We start from the raw sequence: 20,383 nt of genomic DNA, 5'->3' as shown, positions 1-20,383 counted from the left end.
ATATAAAAATGCCAGTCACATGCGTTGACTGGCAATTTAACAAAACGTCTATGAACGCGTTTTATTGCGCAGGTTGAGTACCTTCTGTTTTCTCTTTTCCACTGTCGTGGTTGTCGCCTTCTGGCATTGTTTGCTCTGGTGCTTCATCATCAGAAGAGTCGTCGGATAAATAGTATTCAGACAGGAACTGATGTAAAGGCATTTTCTTACCGTTCATTTCTACATTACCGTCTGCATAGCTAAACTTAATGCTGATAGCATCTTTATCAACTGTGGTAAGTTTAAACAGTTGTCCTAATTGTTCAAACTGATTTATCTGTTGTTCAGCATTCTGTTCAGCCTTTGCTTTATCCATGCCATTCATGATCATTGACTGAGTAGAGAACTCAATCATCATAGGTCTTGGTAATGTGACATTCAGAGACATGTTCTGAATTAAAGTACGAATAGCTTCTTCTGTTTTCATTGAATACAAGCTACTTTTATCTTTCGGTAAGTTCTTCAAACTCACGTGGTAATTAATGGTGCTTTCACCTTTGGCATTTTTCCAGGTTAATGGTTCGATACCAAATTGTGGATTGTTTTTCAGCAAAATAGGCAGGTTAGACAATACTGCGTCAATAATGGCGGTATCTGCCGCATCGGAAGAGAGATCGCCAGAAGAGAGTGATTTGGCGGCTGCGTCATTGTAGGCTTGAGTAAACTGACGAACGGCTTCACCATCCAGACGATCCGCAGTAATTACAAACTTACCAGAACCAAAATCAATATTTCTCATCTTGAGACCATCTAAACTGTAAGTGATTTTCCCTTTTAGATTAGTTTCATCTTCACCAATATTTGAATCTATTTTAACACCGGAAAGCATCATATCTTCATTGCCGATACCTTTTAGGCTGATTTCCTGAATTTCAATGCTTTGATCGCCAACATAGATATCAAATTTGCCTTTTTTATTGGACAGGTTTAAATCAATACCTTTGACAAGGAAATTTTCGTCATTTTTATTGATGGCTAACTGGTCACTCTTGATTGCCAGTGATATCTCTTTCAGATCACGACTGAGATCGGAAGTCAGTTTGGCGCCGGAAAAATTGAACTTAGCACCATTTTTTTCAAAATCGATAGGAATGATATCAACATCAGAAATAACAGAACCACGATAACTAACACGTGAATCAGAAGTAAACAGTGATTTTCCTTTAGTGATTTCAAACAGTGGTTTTAAAGCTTCATTATTCTCCAGTTCGGAATGAACAGAAGCCATGCTAGGAATTAAGGTTAATTTTTTCACTTGTGCAAGTGGGAAAGGGCCGTGATCAATCACAGACTTAATTGAAATCTCTTCACCTGGTTTAATTTCTGCGTTTCCAACGCCATCTTTAACTGTCAAAATGAGGCGGACGTCAGAACTGAACACGCCACGGTGGAAATCTTTACTCTGTAACATCAGACCTGTTTCAGGGAAAGCTTTTTTCATTTCAGCATTAGCGCGGGAAATAGATTGATCTATACGTTGTTCAATCTGCTTGCCTGTATACCATGAAGCCCCAGTCCAAGCTGCTCCTAAAGCAACAATAATGCCTACGGCCACTAACGATTTTTTCATAATGGAAATCCATCCTTTTAGCACATACTTTGTAGTAAGTAATATGTGCCCTCTAGTATAAAAACGGCCGTTAGCATCACTTGGAATTTAAGCAGTGCTTAACGGCCTGTGAATAAGTTTCAGGCCCAGATTGGCATTATTAATTAAAAACCTGGGCGGTAAAACCATCACCCTGAATAATCACAGCCTTTTCGGCAGCAGATATAAATACTGACTCACCTGGGAAAATTCTTAATTGGTGTTCTCCAGATTGTATAACTGTTTGACCTTCAACACAAAAAACAATCGATGCTGAATTGTTATCCAGCGTAATTGGCTGCTTTGATAGAGAATAAATAGAAAATGCAAAATCATCTACTGGAACAGGGAAGTTTTTCGCTGTTTTTTCCTGTTCCGGTAGCGTAAATAAGGTGTCTGTTGGTTTTGATGCGAAATCAAGGTTTGCCATTAACTCAGGAATATCCATATATTTATTGGTCAAACCCGCTCGCAGGACGTTATCTGAATTTGCCATAACTTCAAGAGCAACCCCTTCCAGATAAGCGTGAGGCGTGCGAGCGCATAAAAACATGGCTTGACCTGGTTCAAGCTCAATGACATTAAGTAAAAGTGGAATAAACAGGCCATTGTCATCAGGATAAAACGCCGTCATTTTCTTGATGGAATCCCAAGGTTCACCGAGCCGACTGTTTAACGCTGATTTTAATACGCCAAGAGCTAACTGCTTTTGTTTACCGCTCATATTAAGCAATTGGAAAAATAAGCAGGCAAGATTCTGTTCATTTGGTGTTTGAATAAAGTACGGAATCTTGGGATGGGCCGCAATAACGAATTCCAATAATTGCGCTATTTCGTTTAATGGACGGAATCCATTCATTGCCCGGAAAGGGGTGAGGGCATAAACCAATTCAGGTTTATGGTTATCATCTTTGTAATTTCTTTCGGTTGAATCCAATGGAATACCGGCGATATTCTCTTTGGCAAAACCCTCTTCTGCGGATTTTTTATCAGGGTGAACCTGAATTGAGAGAGGTTGAGCCGCGCACAATACCTTAAATAGAAAAGGCAGGCGGTGAAATCTATCTGAAACTTTTTTCCCCAGATATTTTTCCGGATCACTGGCTATTAATTCATTTAAGGCAATGGGTTTTCCCGTTTCGGGATTGGTTACAAATGAACTGCTTTTAGGATGGGCGCCCATCCATAATTCAGCCATTGGCAGATTATCTGGATTTTCAACACCATAAATATCGGTCAGGGCAGTTTTGCTTCCCCATGAATAGTGCTGGATCTGATTTATCATCTTCAACATGGCCGTTACTCTCTTTTTTAAAAAATCAATCTATTTCCTTTCTACCACAATACGATAAATACGACTTGGTTGGCATAATCAGGAACTAATATGTGGCATGATAACAGAATGCTAATCAGTTTATCTGCAAAGACTGATTATGCATATTCGATTATTCTGTGTGTTAAGGAGAGATAGTAATGGCAGCCACTCGCATTGAAAAAGACTCAATGGGGCCTATCGAAGTACCTGCTGACCAATTGTGGGGAGCGCAAACTCAACGTTCGCTTGAGCATTTCCGCATTTCGCAGGAGAAAATGCCGGTTGCATTAATTCATGCTCTGGCATTGACCAAACAGGCTGCGGCCAGTGTCAATATGGATTTGGGCCTTCTGCCGCAAGAACGTGGAGAAGCAATTATTGCCGCTGCGAAAGAGGTGCTGGAAGGTAAACATCCGACAGAATTTCCGCTTGCTATCTGGCAGACCGGTTCTGGAACGCAAAGCAACATGAACATGAACGAAGTGTTGGCGAACCGTGGTAGCGAGATCCTTGGCGGGGTGAGGGGTAACGAACGCCTTATCCATCCTAACGATGATGTAAATAAAAGTCAGAGTTCTAATGACGTTTTCCCAACAGCAATGCATGTTGCCGCTGTTATCGCGTTGCGTGAACACCTTATCCCTGAGCTGAAAATATTACAAAAAACATTGGCTGATAAAGCTGAAGCTTATAAGGATATCGTTAAGATTGGTCGTACCCACCTGCAAGATGCGACGCCACTGACTCTTGGTCAGGAAATTTCTGGCTGGGTAGCAATGTTAGCGCATAACCTGAAACACATTGAAGACAGTATTCCCCATGTTTGTGAACTGGCGCTAGGGGGAACTGCGGTTGGCACCGGTTTAAATACTCATCCTGAATATGCTGTTCGTGTTGCGAAGAAATTGGCTGAACTGACCAGCCATCCGTTTGTTACTGCGCCAAATAAATTTGAAGCGCTGGCGACTTGTGATGCTCTGGTTCATTCTCATGGCGCATTAAAAGGTCTGGCTGCATCCATGATGAAGATTGCAAACGATGTTCGTTGGTTGGCTTCCGGTCCTCGCTGTGGCATCGGTGAAATTTCAATTCCTGAAAATGAACCAGGTAGCTCAATCATGCCAGGTAAAGTTAACCCAACTCAGTGTGAAGCGGTGACTATGCTTTGCGCTCAGGTTATGGGTAATGATGTTGCTATTAATATTGGTGGTGCATCGGGCAACTTTGAGCTAAACGTGTTCCGCCCAATGGTGATTAATAACTTCTTGCAATCTGTTCGCTTGTTGGCTGATGGTATGCGTAGCTTCAATGAGCATTGTGCAGTTGGTATTGAACCTAATCGCGATCGCATTACTCAATTGCTGAATGAATCTCTGATGCTGGTAACGGCGTTGAATACACATATCGGTTATGACAAAGCCGCAGAAATTGCTAAGAAAGCCCATAAAGAAGGGCTGACATTGAAGCAGTCGGCGATGAAACTGGGTTATCTGACAGAAGCTGAGTTTGATGAGTGGGTTCGTCCAGAAGATATGGTTGGCAGCTTGAAATAATTGTTGTTTAGCCATAAAAAACTGACCGGAGACGAGTGCTCCGGTTTTTTATTTAAACGGGAATACGTGGGATTAGGTTTATGGTTTCCACCGCTACTGGCAGTGGGCCTGCTACGCTTCTGGGATAAAAAGTTATATATTTATTTAACTTTTTAGTGTTGCCGCCTGGTTTATTTCCCTGTTGGATATTATATTTATATATAACTTTTATGGAGGTGAAATATGCATACCACTCGTCTGAAGAGAGTCGGCGGCTCCGTTATGCTGACCGTTCCGCCGTACAAGCGCCCACAATATTCGCTTGCTGAACTGCTGGCACAATGCGATCCGGATGCCGAAATCAGTGCAGAAGATCGTGAATGGCTGGACGCGCCAGCTGTAGGCCGGGAGGCAATCTGATATGGAGAGAGGGGAAATCTGGCTTGTCTCACTCGACCCTACCGCAGGCCATGAGCAGCAGGGAACGCGGCCGGTGCTGATTGTCACGCCAGCGGCCTTTAACCGCGTGACCCGCCTGCCTGTAGTGGTACCCGTTACCAGCGGTGGTAATAAGGGGTTTACCTTTACCTGAGCAGCGTCTTGAATAGCTGCGTATTTTGGCACCTGCAATCCGCAAAATATCCCCTTTACCAAACATTGACCAATGTTGTATTTTATCAACTATAGTGATTGGGAACCCTTCATTTAATATTGCATTCAGATGTGGCCCACTGCTTGATGGGAAACCAACTGTTCGCCAAAATGGGTTACTCTGGACTTTGTGGCTTGGTATAAAAACTCGCATAAACACCGCTTTAATTCATTTGTCGCTATTTGAATCAAACAAATAACTATGCATTAAATCTCACGATATAAATGTAGCCTTGGAATAATCAATTCCAGTGGTTTAGCTTTGGGTTTATAGCGATGCACTATGGCATTGGCATCGTAGTTAGCAAGTTTCCCTATCTTTGGTTGGTTATCGCCATAATCAACATAAAACGCAATGATTGGCAGAGGACAAGCATATTGCACCTGTTTTTGTTGTTCCGCATACCAAATTCGAGCAATAGGTTGTACTTTTACTGGGCGTTTGATTTTTAAAACCACATCGTCCGATAATTTTTTTATATCGGTGATTTCTTTGGCGACCAATGCTGCCCATTGTTCACGAGAATAGGGGGAAACGGCACGCCCAGAGTTATAACTCTTTTCTAAACGTTGCAGGATTTGATCTTTTGTGACTTTATTGATGATATTTTTATTTGCCCAACCAAAGCGAACTGAATCGGGATTGAGAAGGGGAGTGATGGTTCTGTAAGCGTTTAAAGTGATCAAGCCATGTAACTGACTGTGAACGAACTCAAATCGTTGCTCTTTATCCACCCCTGATTGCACCGTTACGATATGTTCAAGTTCTGCTTTCAACTTATTTATTTCCTCAATTAATAGTAAAGCAGAGCGATATTGTTGTTGATTTACAGAAAAACAGAGTACACCGGGAAGGCGAACGGCAGCTTTACTGCTGATATTTTGATTGTTGTGATATATAAATAGCTTTTGGTAATGACTTAACCCTAGATTTAGAGCGTCGTTATCGGTCATTTCATTAACAATTATTTCTGTTACAGGGTCATGTTCACTGCCTTTTTCTACATCAGGCAGAGTAAACACATGAGCGGCTAACAGAAAATAGCTATTTAATTGTTCATCCAGTTGTTTCAACTTACTCACTTGTTGTTGAAAACAACGATTCAAATCTTCAATTGATAAATATTTACTCATTTCAATAACAAAATTAGTTACAACATACTTTTTATTATAGAACAAAAGGTGAAAACATCAAACTCACAAGTCGCTAAGCAATAACGAAAAGCAAGGACGGTTTCTATACCGAATGAACTTCAAGATGCTTGATCCGTCAGACATAAAAACATTTAAATTCAACAATATAATCGTTTTTCAAACATGCACTTTGAAGTATCTTGAGTATATATTGCCAAGTTTTTAATGTTGGAATGATTATGATTTTATTAAATTACCCCTTTGATTAACTTCCATTAGTTTAGGTTAATCGTTTTTTATGCTCTCCATTAATGACGATGCTATTGCGAGGAATAAATAGCAAAAATTGATGAGACTTTAGCCACATACAATTCCGAGCACCAGCACGTATGCTGGTGCCCAATCTAAAACGTAACCAGTTTTCTGTTTCTTTGTACGTAATTACGAATGCGACTGTGTTTTCTTTCCACTAGTATAAGTCTCACAGACTTTGATCTTAGGTTGCGTTTTCTTTCCACCAATCCAAGTTTCACAAACTCCGATATCTTTGAGCTTGTCACAATCAACCTCGTAAGGATTTTTTGCAAGGATAACCAGATCAGCGAACTTCCCGACCTCTAAAGAGCCAATTTGTTCGGCTCTTCCGATATGAGTAGCTGCGTTAATGGTAACTGCACGTAATGCCTCAGTCAGACTAATTCTTTGCTCTGGGCCAATGAGTTCCTTGGTCGTATCGCATTTTCTGTTAACTGCCGCGTGTACCAATTGAAGTGGTCCAATGTTAGAGCAGGGTGCATCTGTATGGAGCGAGAAAGGGATACCTTTATCCACACACTCTTGCGTTGGGTCCATCCGATTTGCGCGTTCTAACCCGAACAACTGATCTTTATATGCAGATCCATAATAGTAGACATGGTTCATCAGAAAGCTTGGTTGAACGCCAAGATTTTTCATTGTGTCAAGCTGCTCAGAACGTGTGATTGTGCAATGTTCAATGCGGTTGATGTATTTAGCGTTAGTAAGAGGATGCGCATCCTCCCCATAACCTAGCGTAATAGCCTCCAAGACATGATCCAAAGTCCTGTCACCGTTACAATGGATCAGAACTGGCCAACCGTATTCTGCAACCTTGTTGACCATTGAGATAAATTCTCCTTTGTGGTAATTAGCTTTCCCATAATGAACACTATCAAGGTATGGCTTTGTTTGAGCGGCTGTCTTGGCTTGGTTTGAGCCATCGCCTACGATTTTCATCCCATAAAGTGTCATCGCAGCATCTGATTTCTGCACCTCGGCTGAATCAACACCATATTTTTTAGACAGACTATCCAGCTCGTGCGGTTGCATATCATCAGCATACATCAAGCTAACACTTGCACGGCAATTACCCCCTTCGACTACTTCTGCGTACTCGCTGAGCAACTCAGGCAGTTTAACCCCGGGCGGAACTACCACGCCAGCCTCATGAATAGTTGTATTGCCAAGTTCTGCGTTGTAGTCAAGCCAATCTATGATAGCTTTTCTTATTTTGCTCCCATTTAAATTTTGCGCCTTTAACGCGGGGCCAATGAAAAGTTCTATTGCTCCTTCCTCATAGACCATCCCGTTATATTTATTATCCTTTGTACCGAAATGACCACCATCTTTAATGGGGTGATTCTTGTAGTATTCTGGGTCTGGATTAATACCAACCGTGTCAAATGCTTTCTGGTTAGCTGTTGCCGTATGCATGTTTATATAATAAACAAAAACCGGGTTATGTGGCGCACAATCATTTAGGTCCGACATCGAAAGGTCACCGTGTTTAATGTCACCGCCCTGACGAAGATTGTCATATAGCGAGAACAATAGCCAATCGTTCGACTGCGCGTTCTTTGCTGTAGTTCGTATGAACTCTAGTACTTCATCTTTAGTCTTGCGAGTGTCGGCATAGCCACAATCGATGGAGAATTCTTTTATTACCGAACCTGTAAGTGTGTGTTGATGTGGATCGATAAAACCAGGGAGAAGCGTGTGCCCTTCTTCCAGACAGACCATCCGTGTTTTGTATGATTGCAGTTTCTCTATATCTTGAAAGGTACCAACGGCCAGAATTTTTCCGTCTGCGATCGCTAATGCCTCGTATAGATTATAACTCTCGTCCATAGTGATGATGCGGCTACCATCTTCAAGTTTGGCGTGGAAGATAATATCCGCTTTTTTGTCAGGAGGAGGCCACTGCATCACAACAGATGCTTCAGTGGCAGATGTCTCAGAAATTTCTTTATCTATATCTATCGAGCTTTGTGGTTCGCAAAGATGCAAAGCACTTATTGTTCCCAGTAATTTTCCTACGCAAGCTTGGCACATAATCAGCTTCCTCTTGAGTTTATTTAAAATGCCTAAGATACGATATGAAGTTAATTTACTGATTTAAATTGTTAAATATTGAAAAAATACCTCCTTTTTATTATTGATTGGTGAGTTATATGACTAATTTAAGGATGATTCTGATTTCAGGAAAAATCAAGTATCTTTGAAAAGGGTATAACTAAAGTTGATTGACTTGTCGTTACTGTCACAAAATAGAAGATATGAAAGTCGTGGGCATCCGGGATATTATTTTCAGAACGGATTGTTGGCGTTGAGAGGGATAATCTAGGAGCCGGAAATTTCTAGTTTTAATGGTTCGTAATTAAAAACAGTCTGGCTCGCATTTATCCGGTTTTTTGGTATTCTGATTATGTTAACAATGTGTAAATAAATTTAATATTATATAGAGGGAAGGGATGATGAGACGAAAAACGGGGTTTTTCTTTGATGAACATTGTTTTTGGCATAGTACTGGCATGCATGTAATGACTCTGCCTGTCGGTGGTTGGGTTCAACCTTCGTCTGGAACTGCACATGCTGAATCGCCGGAAACAAAACGGCGGTTAAAAAATTTGATGGATGTATCAGGCTTGAGCCACTCCTTGCACCTTTCTTCGGCCTCGCCTATTGATGAGCAAACACTACGTAAAATCCATCCTGAAGAGTACTTGACAAATATGTTTCATATAGTCGTGCATTTAATCCGCGAATAATGGCTATTTTATCGATTATTTATATTGACCAAGCATGGGGTTAATTTTGTTTTCATAAACATCAGTGTTTACATCGAAATTAACTGAGTTCAATAGATAGAATAAAAAGTTCGATAAACAGGAACAGCATCATGCTGTTCCCGATAATAGTTATTTTATAAGATGTACCTAATATCAAGCAGGGCTAATTGTTGTATCAATTACTTGGTAAAATGCATTTAGGGTATCTGAGATTGTCCAAACACCCAGTATAACGTGATAGCCTTGATAACCCTCTGGTAAGGTACATTTATTAATAACTCTACTGCCCGGCATTTTTTCCTGATAATCCTCAAAGCAGAAAGGTGTACTATTAAATTGCTCTCTGGTTAAAGGTTTATTGGGGTCCCAATCAAGTTTGGTAATAAAATATTCCCAACTTGCGGTTTTGTGTTGGATCATAATTTCCCACTGGAACTCAATATCACCGGCAGTAATAGGGATTTTTTTCCAACGATCTTCGGTTTGAATATCCAATGCGCCAAAATGACCAATGCCAGCACTAGCAATATGGCCATCTTCTGGACCGGCCTGTGGAAAACCTTTCTTAGCTTCAAGAGATTGAGGCTCATATTTGACCAACCCACAATCTGTATTTTGTTCATTTCCCTGTGCAGAACAAAGGAATACACGACTTCCTGGGCTGTCAATATAACCATGAGCCCATACGCCATTAGATAAAGCTGTAATTATCGTAGCGGCTAAAGCCATCACTTTCACTTTATGTTTATACATAATAGTGTCCTCCACTTTACAGGATAATTTATCTACGACAAATAAAGCCCCAGGACTTAACTATCAATTCTAGATAAATATAATATGATTATCCATTTCATAAATTGATTAATAATCTAATTATATTAAGTTATTGAAACTTTGCTTAAAATATGCCTGTTATTATTTTTTATAATATAAAAGGATATGATTTTCTTAATTTATTGGTCGTGGTTCGTACAACAGTCCAATTTGTGCGTTTTAGCTAGTACCTGCTAACTTAAAAACACTTATTTATAGTTATGGTGATGTATCTTCGTCAGTCTATTCTTATGCAGATAATTCAAATAAAAAAATTATCGATATAGGGTAATGAAAACGATTTGTGAATTAATTTAATGTAGAAGGAAAGGATAATGAGACGAAAAACAGGGTTTTTCTTTGATGAATATTGTTTTTGGCATAGTACTGGCTTGCATGTAACAACTCTGCCTGTCGGTGGTTGGGTCCAGCCTTCTTCTGGAACTGCACATGCTGAATCGCCGGAAACAAAAAGGCGGTTAAAAAATTTGATGGATGTATCAGGCTTGAGCCACTCTTTACACCTTTCTTCGGCATCGCCTATTGATGAGCAAACACTACGTAAAATCCATCCTGAAGAGTATTTGAAGCGATTTAAGCAAGTCAGTGATAATGGCGGAGGAATGCTTGGTACAGAAGCTCCTCTGGGACCGGGAAGCTATGAAATTGCTAAGCTCTCAGCGGGCCTTGCTTGTGCTGCGGTGAAAGCTGTGCTTAGCGGTGAGCTTGATAATGCTTACAGCCTTTCTCGACCACCAGGTCATCACTGTTTGCCTGATAAACCTATGGGATTTTGTTTTCTGGCAAATATCCCATTGGCTATTGAACAGGCAAAAGCATGTTTTGATTTGAAACGAGTTGCTGTCATTGATTGGGATGTTCACCACGGTAATGGTACTCAGCATATTTATTGGGATCGTTCTGATGTTTTGACCATCTCGATGCATCAGGATGGTTGTTTCCCTAACGGATACAGCGGTGAAGATGATATCGGGGAAGGTGAAGGGGCAGGTTATAACCTGAATATCCCATTACTTGCCGGAGCCGGACATAATAGCTATATCTATGCAATGACACAGATAGTACTTCCTGCGCTTGAACGCTTTAAACCGGAACTGATTATTGTCGCCTGTGGCTATGATGCGAATGCGGTGGACCCTTTGGCAAGGATGCAGCTTCATAGTGAAAGTTTTCGGCAGATGACCCAGCTAGTGCAACAGGCAGCAGATAATTTATGCGACGGAAAACTCGTCGTTGTGCATGAAGGCGGGTATGCAGAGTCTTATGTCCCATTCTGTGGATTGGCTGTACTTGAACAGATGAGCGGCATTCGTACGGAAGTCAAAGATCCAATGTTAGATTCTATACGTTTGCAGCAGCCAAGAGCTGAGTTTGAGCTATTTCAACAACAGCAGATTGATAAACTTAAAGAAAAATTCGGTCTTTGAGCTTTGTTGCATTAGGTTTGCTCCGCATAGTTAGAGATAAACTCAATGCTTACCGTAATAATCCAGTCACATTCGATGATACAGATACATTGAGATAAAGAAAATGTATTAACAATTTGGATGAAAAGAAGTAAGTGACGGGAACAGCACCACATGCTGTTCCCATTTAATATTAGACAAGATAATCTATCAATAGATTGATGAAACTCTCCTAGGGCACCAGTAGGGCCCAGCTAATTAAAGGGAGCCACCAATAACAAAATGCAATAAATAATTCGTCATCAATCTTTATATTGATGATTGATTTTATAGTTGCAACTTAAACGGATATATATTCTCATTTTATATTAAATAATAATTTATCGATATATTATTACGGTTTAAAACAATCAATCTGTTCAAAACCGTAATATAGACTTAAATGTTACAATAACATTCTATTAATGCTTAATAACATAAAGATCTTTTGTCGACACAAAACCCAATGGACTCATATAATACCCACCAATATAAGGCTTAACTAATCTGACGCCGATATAGTAATAAACAGGAATTGCTGGTACATCTTTTGCCAGAATGTCTTCTGCTTGCTGAAAATATTTTCTTTCATTTGTTGCTTTAGCTTTATTTATTAAATCATCATAAGCATGATTGCTATATAAGAACGTATTATTAGAACTATCAGTAACAAAGTTATTTAGAAACGAGGCGGGATTATCATAATCAGCAATCCGCGCATATCTCACCATCTCAAAATTACCTTGACGAATAACATCCAACATGGCTTTTCGTTCTTGGTTCTGCAAAACAATATCTACATCCAGACTTTTTTTCCACATTGAAGTCGCCGCAATAGCAATTCGTTTATGCTCTTCTGATGTATTATAAAGAAGTTTAAATTTCAATGGGTTGTCTTTATTATAACCTGCTTCATTTAACAATTGTCTAGCTTCCTCAACTCTTTCTTGCTGTGTCCATGATGCATAATCAGGCTGCCCTAAATCCATTCCCCCGGTATTGGGAGGGGTATGATTATAAGCGGGCTCTTGGCCTTGCCCTAAAACTTTATTTGCTATGATCTCTTTATCTAAAGCCAGATTTAATGCTTGTCTGACCCTGACATCATTAAAAGGCGCTTTTTGATTATTAAAATCATAATAATAAACACCTAATGCTGGCGTGATATGAACCTGATTACCTAATTTGGCCTTTAAAGATTTAAATAAAATTGATGGAATATTTTTGGTGATATCAATTTCATCGGCCAGATAGCGATTTATATCTGCTGTTTCTGATGCTATTGGAAGATAAGTGACTTGATTAATAACAGTATGGGCATTATCCCAATATTGTGAATTCCTGACTCCAACAACTTTTTCATTAACAATCCATTCGGCTAGCTTAAATGGCCCGCTACTGACAAATACATCGGAATGAGTCCACTTTTCACCATATTTTTCAACCGCTTTTTGGCTGATGGGTACCATGACAGGATATGCCAACATCTGTAAAAAATAGGATACCGGTTGTTCTAACGTTACTTCCAAAGTCAAATTATCCAGTGCTTTTACACCTAATTCATCAATCTTCTTCTTACCAGAAACAATATCTTTAGCATTGGCCACGTGCATGTTGCCAAGATAACTGCCATACGGAGACGCAATTTTGGGATCAACTAAACGCCGCCAGCTAAAAACCACATCATGGGCAGTAATAGGAGAACCATCAGACCACTTTATTCCTTTTCTTAGATGAAATAACCACACCTTATTATCTTTGGTTTCCCAACTAACCGCTAAATCAGGATTGATTTTTCCATCGCTGCCCGCGCTAACTAAGCCACTGAAAAAATCATGAATAATATTGAATTCAACATCATTTTCAACTTTATGAACATCAAGAGATACAGGTTCTGAACCATTATTGCGGGTGATATCTTGATTAACTGACAATAATGTACCTGCTGGAATAATTGCGGCATGGGATAATGCCAGATTGCCAAATATAATGCCTGTGAATAAGGATATATTCCTTAATGTTTTATTCATCGTTTGTTCTCCAAGGAAATTTCATTTGAGGTATCCATTTCAGGAAAATCAATCATTTGATAACTAAGGTTTTTATGCAATTTTGCAAACTAAACTTCAGAATGTTTATGACTATTTCAGATGTTTAGTTAAGATTATATTATGCTATTGAATACCCTATTTTGAATGCGAGAGGTATAACTATCATTAAGTATTAGTATAAAATAATTAGCACTACTCCATCAATATCATGAAATTTAAGTAATAAATTTATATACACTTTGAAATATTCACTCGTGATATAAATTATTTTAAAATATTCATTTCAGTATCAATTTTTTAGCCATATTTAGCAAAACTTTTCAAGAAAATGTGATCTAAATTGTATTAATCCTTGATCGCTATCAACATTTAAACCGTTTTTTCTAAATAACATCCAGCGAATAAGATGCAATGTGGAGGCTAATATGAAATATAGAAAAATAAATCATGAAGCCAATGAACAGAATGATGACCTGACAGTCAGCCGTCGTCGTTCTATTCAAGCAAGTGCAGCGCTTATATCTATTCCTTTTGTTTCTGCCCGCCAAGCAATCGCCGAAGAGAAAACAAGCCAAGGCCCGCTACCGATTCATGTTATTGATGCGGGTGAAACAAAAGTCATACCCACCTGTAGTACGTTTGATTGCGGAGGAAGATGCGATATCCGAGCTCATGTCCGAGAAGGTGTTGTCACCCGCATCACCACCAGACCTGATCATGAACTCGATGAAGCAATGCCGATCATGCAAGCTTGCATACGCGGCAAGGGCTATCGCAAATTTGTTTATCATCCTGATCGTTTAAAATATCCGATGAAACGAGTTGGCAAGCGGGGAGAGGGGAAATTTGAACGAATCTCCTGGGATGAAGCGACAACCATTATTGCGGATAAGCTAAAAAATATTACTGAAAAATATGGCCCGGCTTGCCGCTACGTTAGCGTTAATACCGCGGTAATCGGCGGTGTATCATCAGGTGATAAAATGTTGCGTCGTTTACTTAATATTACCGGCGGACATTTACAATTTTACCATTCCGTAAGTATGGGCAATACAGCGGCAGCGACACCTTATACCTACGGCGTGGCCACTTCGGGTAGCACACTGGATACCTTAGAAGATAATCCTTTGGTGATCCTTTGGGGCCATAATCCGGCTGAAACTATTTTTGGTCACTCCAACCACTATTTCCAGAAGATGAAAAAGAACGGCACTAAATTTATTGTTGTCGATCCCCGTTATTCTGATTCTGCTTCCTCGTTGGCTGACCAATGGATTCCTTTGCTGCCAACAACTGATAACGCATTAATGGATGCAATGATGTATGTGATTGTCAGTGAAAATTTGCACGATAAAGAATTTATCGATCGTTATACGATTGGTTTTGATGAAAACAATATGCCGGATGGCGTTCCCGCCAATGAATCTCTGATTGCTTACTTGACAGGCGCTAAAGATAGCATTGTGAAAACAGCGGAATGGGCTGAAAAAATCACTAAAGTGCCGGCGAATATCATTCGTCAGCTTGCCCGTGAATATGCCAGCACTAAACCCGCAGCCCTGATTCAAGGATGGGGTCCACAACGCCACATCTGTGGTGAACGTGTTGCACGTGGTGCAACAATTTTAGCTACAATAACCGGCAATGTGGGTAAAAAAGGGGGGTGGGCAGCAGGTTTCAGTGGTGTCGCTGGTAATAAATCCCTCTATGGACTCGATCTGGGTCAAAACCCAGTAAAAGAAAAAATCTCCGTGATGAACTGGGTCCAGGCAGCCGATGATGCCAGTAAAGTTACCCCGGCAGACGGTTTAGTAGGTGCCGATAAGCTGAATACCAATATTCGTATATTATTCTCGTTGGCCGGTAATTACCTTGCAAATCAAAACCCTGATATCAATCAGACAGTAAAAATATTGGCAGATGAATCTAAAATTGAATTCATTGTCTCCAGTGATCTTTATCTAACACCAAGCGCCCGATATGCCGATATTTTATTGCCGGAAACCAGTTTTATGGAACGTTGGAATATTGGCTTTCCTTGGGGCACCGGCAGTTATTTCATTTTGTCATCAAAATTGATCGAACCTGAATTTGAACGGCGCTCTGATTATGAATGGATACGCGAAGTTGCAGCAAAACTGGGCGTTGAACAGGAATTCAGCCAAGGTCGTGACGAAAAAGCGTGGATAGCCCATATTATGGAATCTAACCGTCAGGCTATGCCAAAAGAAAATCTGCCCACTTTTGAGGAATTACAACGGACACACAAACATCTTTTCAAAATACCGCCTTATGTCGCTTTTGAAGAAAATATTCGTGACCCAGAAAATCATCCATTTCCCACACCTTCAGGAAAAATAGAGATATTTTCTAAACGTCTGTATGACATGCAACATCCTGAAATCCCTGCGTTGTCACATTATGTACCGGCATTCGAAGGGCCGGAGGATAAATTAACTGAAAAATACCCGTTGCAATTAATTACCTGGAAAGGGAAAAACCGCTCCAATTCAACCCAATATTCAAATCCTTGGTTAAAGGAGGTGCAAACCCATAAGTTGTGGATTAATCCACTGGATGCACAGAAACGTAAAATTAAACAAGGGGATTTGGTTCGGGTATTTAATGATCGCGGAGTTTCTATGATCCCGGCGGAGGTAACTCAACGTATTATCCCCGGCGTGGTGGCAATGCCGACCGGCGCATGGTGGCAACCGGATAAAAATGGTGTTGATTGGGGCGGTTGTGTCAATGTGCTGACATCATCCCGTAAAACTCCGCTTGCACATGGAAACTCCCATCAAACATTACTGGTCGAGGTCAATAAAGCCTGAGTAAATTTATAGAATATGCGCTGGTAAGCAACCGACAATTAGGCTTTTTTATTGATTCACCCCGTTGTTCAGGATGTAAAAGTTCCTGTCGCTAATATGTTTCTGAGATAAAGTTGCCTCGGAAAATATTCTTAGCGAAATAAAATCATTTCCTGATAGATGACTTTATTATGGATGTTTGACAAATTGTTAGTAATGATATCATTTCAAAATGAATCGCGAGTTATTCTATAGATTCGACGAGATGCAGTTAATCTGCATTTTTCCAATGTTTCCATCCTAAATAAAAAGGTAATAATGAAATGAGCGAGAATAAGAAAGAGGTAATTGTACAAGGTAACGGTTCTACTAATGAATATAAAATAATACAACGAAGAACTTTTGCACACAGTGAATTACAACCTTCAGGGTTTTACGTTATTGCCGGTCAAGAAGTGATTATTGATGTTGAAGGAGAAATAAAAGGTGCTATTAATGCGGTGATTGGTGTCCCTGAATTGAATAAACCAGTAAAATACTTGTTAACGAAAGGGTTAAATAAACTAAGACCAAGGAATGAAGGTTTACTCTGTTTTACCAATAACAACAATCATGGTTATGTAAAGGTCATTATTAAATCAGAATTACAACCAGTGCCGTCATTTAAGCTGAATGAAACCAGTAATACAGATTGGGAGAGTATGATGGAGTTATATTCTAAAGCACCTGTTGTTCAACTTAGCAGTAAACGATCAGTAATTGTTGTAAGATATAAGAGTGCTAAGAAATACCTTACCGATCCCAATGCATTAATGAAATATTATGATAATTTTATCCGCTTACAGGATAGCATATCAGGATTATTAGAAGATGGAAAAGCAGACTATAAGAGTGATCCCAATAAATTGTTATATGTAGAATCAGACCGTTTTTATATGTTCGCTACTCATGGACATATGGGCTTTAATGGTGATGCGGCTCTTCAACGATTATTAACTACCAATAATGGTTGGGGAGTCTGGCATGAAAGTGGTCATCAAAGGCAACAATTTCCTTATACCTGGAGTGGAGGAACCGGAATGATGGAGGTTACAGTAAACCTGTATTCTTTAGCCGTTCAAGAAGGGCTTTATGGTAGGGCAAGTCAGCTAGATAAATATTACCCCAAGATCAAAGAATATTTAGCCGCTGAAAAGAAGAATTTTGACACCCAGGACATTAATATAAAGTTGGGAATGCTATGGCAATTAAAATTAACATTTGGTGATGGGTTTTATCCTCAGCTCCATCAAATATATAGAATAATGGATTCATTACCAATAAATAATGGTGATAAAAAACAACAATTTATAATATCATCATCTCAACTGGCGAATGTTAACTTGGCTGCCTTTTTTAATAAATGGGGCATTACACCCAATGAAAAAACATTAGAAATATTAAAAACCCTGCCGCCGCTAGATAAAAATATATGGGAAAACGATGATAAAAACTTGATTACAATAATGATGCCACAGGAAAAATATATTCCCGAGTTGGCCTATTTTATGAAAAGTATAAAGAAAACACTATTAAGTGAAAATGAATTTGAATTCACTATTGATCGTGATTGGCACACACCGTATCAATATGTTATTAAAAATAACAATCAATATCTCGCAGAGATAAAAGATGGCAAGCCATTTGATTGCAGCACAAATTTAGATGAAAATGGTTTGAATGTAAAAGTTTCTCATCATTTTATTTTAGATGATTTAATTGAAATTGAAGTCAGGTTTGCTGGAGAGAAATACGTTATTTACAATATGAAAGTTTATGATTTTAAATTATCATATTCGTAAATTCATCCAACTATATTATTCAATTATCTACAGTTTCTCAACTAACTGCTAAACGGGATTTAACTTACATCAATGCCTGTGTCAATTAATCTACTAAAGAAGTCGTGAATAATATCAAATTCAACATCACTTTCAACTTTATAGACATTAAGAGACACAGGCTCTGAACCATTATGACAAACAATATTCTGGTTAGTTGCCAGTTGTGTACCAAGTGGAATAATTTCCGCATGAGATAATGTCAAGCCTCTAAATATAATTCCCGCGAATAAAGATATATTTTTTTATTGTCTTTTTAATTGTCATTTCTCCAATAAAACTTCGTTTTTTAAATTAATATTGCAAATTGAGCAATCTCTGATATTAACTCGATTGTAAATAATCTTGCCAAGGAATAGTCCCCAAATCTTTTCTTCCAGTTAAAAAACTCCTCGATCCTGCTCACAGATCAGCATATTTTCCTGAACAGGAGAGTTGAACGTTATATCTATGTATCTAATTACTCTTTTATTTTTATTTTTTAGTTAAAAAATCAACATCCACATAACAATTGAACATATTAAGTTATAGGTTATATTTTATGTTATCCAATCCATCAGGAGGTAACTATGGCGGTACCAACGCTCAGACATTTCATTAATAGTAAATATGTTGAATCTAAAGGTTCCGAATATTTTGACCTGGTAAGCCCGGTCAATGGTGAAATCTATGCACGTTCTCCTAACGCGACTGTAGCAGATGTTGATGAAGCTTATGCATCGGCTAAAGAGGCATTCAAGATCTGGGGGCGCAGTACACCGTCAGCACGTCAGCAGGCGTTGCTGGCATTAGCCGATGCGGTGGAAAAAAACGCGGAACGTCTGATCGAAGCGCAAAGCCGCAATACAGGGCAGCTCAAACATCTGATTGCCTCAGAGGAAGTTGCAACGTCAGTGGATCATATCCGTTTCTTCGCTGGCGCCGCCCGTTTTCTGGAGGGCAAAGCGACTGCTGAATATCTTCCTGATATGACGACCAGCATTCGGCGCGAACCACTAGGCGTGGTGGGGCAAGTTACGCCGTGGAACTACCCGTTGATGATGGCAGTATGGAAGATAGCGCCTGCGCTGGCAGCAGGTAATACTGTGGTACTCAAACCGAGCGATACCACGCCGGAAAGTACTCTGTTGCTGGCTGAACTGGCCGCTCCATTCTTCCCTATAGGCGCATTCAACGTGGTGTTGGGTAATGCCAGCGCGGGTGCTCTGGTCGTTTCACACAAAACGCCAGCTATGGTTTCCATCACGGGTTCCGTGCGCGCAGGTTTGCAGGTTGCCTCTTCGGCGGCGGCTAATCTCACCAGAGCGCATTTGGAGCTAGGCGGAAAAGCGCCAGTGGTTGTTTTCGCCGATGCAGATATGGACAAAGCGGTGGAGACCATTGCGACCGCGGGATATTTCAATGCGGGTCAGGATTGTACGGCAGCCTCGCGTGTGCTGGTGCATGAGTCTGTTTACGATACCTTTGTCGCCAAACTAGTGGCGGCGGCTAAAGCTACCCGTTTTGGCTATCCAGAAGATGAAGAAGCTCTGTATGGGCCGCTCAATAATGCTCGTCAGATGGAGCAGGTCAAAGGGTTCATTGCGCGTTTGCCCGCGCATGCTTGTATTGAAACAGGAGGCCGTCAGGCCGAACGCTCAGGTTATTACTTTGAACCCACGGTAATTACCGGTCTGGAACAGCACGACGAAGCAATTCAGACCGAGATTTTCGGCCCGGTTATCACGGTGCAGAAGTTCCGCGATGAACAGGATGCCATAGAGAAAGCTAACGACGTGAAATACGGACTGGCATCCAGTGTCTGGACTCGCGATCATGGCCGCGCGGTGCGCCTATCACGTGAACTCGATTTCGGTACCGTCTGGATTAACACCCATATTCCGCTTACGGCAGAAGCGCCGCACGGCGGCTTCAAGAGCTCCGGATATGGTAAAGATCTGTCGGCTTATGGCTTCGATGAATATACGCGTATCAAACATGTGATGAGTTCCAACGACTGACACAGGACATCCGTA

General features: G+C 40.1%; 12 protein-coding genes and 4 pseudogenes. 9 read left to right on the top strand and 7 right to left on the bottom strand.

The genetic code is table 11. The annotated features are described in order from the left end of the window. Positions 1-61: 61 nt before the first annotated feature. The gene (locus B0X70_RS12030; RefSeq protein WP_217471587.1) at positions 62-1,609 is read right to left on the bottom strand and encodes a YdgA family protein; all 1,548 of its coding nucleotides are present in this window, start codon (positions 1,607-1,609) and stop codon (positions 62-64) included. Between the two features lie 139 nt (positions 1,610-1,748). Beyond that, the gene (gene manA, locus B0X70_RS12025) at positions 1,749-2,921 is read right to left on the bottom strand and encodes a mannose-6-phosphate isomerase (protein ID WP_217471586.1); all 1,173 of its coding nucleotides are present in this window, start codon (positions 2,919-2,921) and stop codon (positions 1,749-1,751) included. A 179-nt stretch (positions 2,922-3,100) separates the two neighbouring features. On the opposite strand from manA, the gene fumC reads away from it, so the two are divergent. From fumC to pemK-mt, 3 genes and pseudogenes are all read left to right on the top strand, one after another. Beyond that, on the top strand, positions 3,101-4,495 hold the full coding sequence (fumC, locus tag B0X70_RS12020; RefSeq protein WP_036805900.1) for a class II fumarate hydratase: 1,395 nt from the start codon (positions 3,101-3,103) through the stop codon (positions 4,493-4,495). A gap of 222 nt (positions 4,496-4,717) precedes the next feature. Beyond that, complete coding sequence (locus B0X70_RS12015; protein WP_217471585.1) at positions 4,718-4,894, top strand: AbrB/MazE/SpoVT family DNA-binding domain-containing protein; 177 nt, start codon at positions 4,718-4,720, stop codon at positions 4,892-4,894. A 1-nt stretch (position 4,895) separates the two neighbouring features. Then, positions 4,896-5,045 (top strand): annotated as a pseudogene (gene pemK-mt / locus B0X70_RS12010) (type II toxin-antitoxin system toxin endoribonuclease PemK-mt); the annotation flags it as partial. Positions 5,046-5,051: 6 nt separating this feature from the next. Here pemK-mt and B0X70_RS12005 read toward each other — a convergent pair. From B0X70_RS12005 to B0X70_RS11995, 3 genes and pseudogenes are all read right to left on the bottom strand, one after another. Beyond that, positions 5,052-5,279 (bottom strand): annotated as a pseudogene (locus B0X70_RS12005) (toxin-antitoxin system antitoxin component); the annotation flags it as partial. 53 nt (positions 5,280-5,332) lie between these two features. Beyond that, positions 5,333-6,259, bottom strand: a complete 927-nt coding sequence (gene tus / locus B0X70_RS12000) for a DNA replication terminus site-binding protein (RefSeq protein WP_217471584.1) — start codon at positions 6,257-6,259, stop codon at positions 5,333-5,335. A gap of 441 nt (positions 6,260-6,700) precedes the next feature. Next, on the bottom strand, positions 6,701-8,608 hold the full coding sequence (locus tag B0X70_RS11995) for an amidohydrolase (protein ID WP_217471583.1): 1,908 nt from the start codon (positions 8,606-8,608) through the stop codon (positions 6,701-6,703). Positions 8,609-9,030: 422 nt separating this feature from the next. On the opposite strand from B0X70_RS11995, the pseudogene B0X70_RS11990 reads away from it, so the two are divergent. Next, a pseudogene (locus B0X70_RS11990) lies at positions 9,031-9,282 on the top strand (class II histone deacetylase); the annotation flags it as partial. Positions 9,283-9,498: 216 nt separating this feature from the next. Here B0X70_RS11990 and B0X70_RS11985 read toward each other — a convergent pair. After that, positions 9,499-10,098 (bottom strand): lytic polysaccharide monooxygenase, encoded by a 600-nt coding sequence (locus tag B0X70_RS11985; RefSeq protein ID WP_214052457.1) that lies wholly within the window; start codon positions 10,096-10,098, stop codon positions 9,499-9,501. Between the two features lie 395 nt (positions 10,099-10,493). On the opposite strand from B0X70_RS11985, the gene B0X70_RS11980 reads away from it, so the two are divergent. Beyond that, positions 10,494-11,606, top strand: a complete 1,113-nt coding sequence (locus B0X70_RS11980) for a histone deacetylase-like amidohydrolase (protein ID WP_217471582.1) — start codon at positions 10,494-10,496, stop codon at positions 11,604-11,606. A gap of 440 nt (positions 11,607-12,046) precedes the next feature. Here B0X70_RS11980 and B0X70_RS11975 read toward each other — a convergent pair whose 3' ends face one another. After that, the gene (locus tag B0X70_RS11975) at positions 12,047-13,654 is read right to left on the bottom strand and encodes an ABC transporter substrate-binding protein (protein ID WP_217471581.1); all 1,608 of its coding nucleotides are present in this window, start codon (positions 13,652-13,654) and stop codon (positions 12,047-12,049) included. Positions 13,655-14,100: 446 nt separating this feature from the next. Between B0X70_RS11975 and B0X70_RS11970 the strand changes: the two genes are divergently transcribed. The 4 genes and pseudogenes from B0X70_RS11970 (at position 14,101) to B0X70_RS11960 (ending at position 20,368) form a co-directional block, all read left to right on the top strand. Next, positions 14,101-16,509, top strand: coding sequence for a DMSO/selenate family reductase complex A subunit (locus B0X70_RS11970; RefSeq protein WP_217471580.1), 2,409 nt, complete (start codon positions 14,101-14,103; stop codon positions 16,507-16,509). Beyond that, positions 16,506-16,592 (top strand): annotated as a pseudogene (locus B0X70_RS25195) (DMSO/selenate family reductase complex B subunit); the annotation flags it as partial. The gene B0X70_RS11970 and the pseudogene B0X70_RS25195, both read left to right, overlap by 4 nt. A gap of 219 nt (positions 16,593-16,811) precedes the next feature. Then, on the top strand, positions 16,812-18,329 hold the full coding sequence (locus tag B0X70_RS11965; RefSeq protein ID WP_217471579.1) for a M60 family metallopeptidase: 1,518 nt from the start codon (positions 16,812-16,814) through the stop codon (positions 18,327-18,329). A gap of 608 nt (positions 18,330-18,937) precedes the next feature. Next, a complete protein-coding gene (locus B0X70_RS11960; protein WP_217471578.1) occupies positions 18,938-20,368 on the top strand; it encodes a gamma-aminobutyraldehyde dehydrogenase in 1,431 nt (476 codons plus the stop codon). Positions 20,369-20,383: the final 15 nt, after the last annotated feature.

It is taken from the genome of Photorhabdus akhurstii (assembly GCF_019090985.1).
In the GTDB taxonomy this organism is placed as follows: domain Bacteria; phylum Pseudomonadota; class Gammaproteobacteria; order Enterobacterales; family Enterobacteriaceae; genus Photorhabdus; species Photorhabdus akhurstii.
Note: the sequence above shows the minus strand (reverse complement) of the source record. Positions and strands in the feature narration are given on the sequence as shown.

Excerpts from the sequence above, each read along its gene's own strand:
- B0X70_RS12030 (WP_217471587.1), bottom strand. The coding sequence starts at position 1,609 with ATGAAAAAATCGTTAGTGGCCGTAGGCATTATTGTTGCTTTAGGAGCA.
- manA (WP_217471586.1), bottom strand. The coding sequence starts at position 2,921 with ATGTTGAAGATGATAAATCAGATCCAGCACTATTCATGGGGAAGCAAA.
- fumC (WP_036805900.1), top strand. The coding sequence starts at position 3,101 with ATGGCAGCCACTCGCATTGAAAAAGACTCAATGGGGCCTATCGAAGTA.
- B0X70_RS12015 (WP_217471585.1), top strand. The coding sequence starts at position 4,718 with ATGCATACCACTCGTCTGAAGAGAGTCGGCGGCTCCGTTATGCTGACC.
- tus (WP_217471584.1), bottom strand. The coding sequence starts at position 6,259 with ATGAGTAAATATTTATCAATTGAAGATTTGAATCGTTGTTTTCAACAA.
- B0X70_RS11995 (WP_217471583.1), bottom strand. The coding sequence starts at position 8,608 with ATGTGCCAAGCTTGCGTAGGAAAATTACTGGGAACAATAAGTGCTTTG.
- B0X70_RS11985 (WP_214052457.1), bottom strand. The coding sequence starts at position 10,098 with ATGTATAAACATAAAGTGAAAGTGATGGCTTTAGCCGCTACGATAATT.
- B0X70_RS11980 (WP_217471582.1), top strand. The coding sequence starts at position 10,494 with ATGAGACGAAAAACAGGGTTTTTCTTTGATGAATATTGTTTTTGGCAT.
- B0X70_RS11975 (WP_217471581.1), bottom strand. The coding sequence starts at position 13,654 with ATGAATAAAACATTAAGGAATATATCCTTATTCACAGGCATTATATTT.
- B0X70_RS11970 (WP_217471580.1), top strand. The coding sequence starts at position 14,101 with ATGAAATATAGAAAAATAAATCATGAAGCCAATGAACAGAATGATGAC.
- B0X70_RS11965 (WP_217471579.1), top strand. The coding sequence starts at position 16,812 with ATGAGCGAGAATAAGAAAGAGGTAATTGTACAAGGTAACGGTTCTACT.
- B0X70_RS11960 (WP_217471578.1), top strand. The coding sequence starts at position 18,938 with ATGGCGGTACCAACGCTCAGACATTTCATTAATAGTAAATATGTTGAA.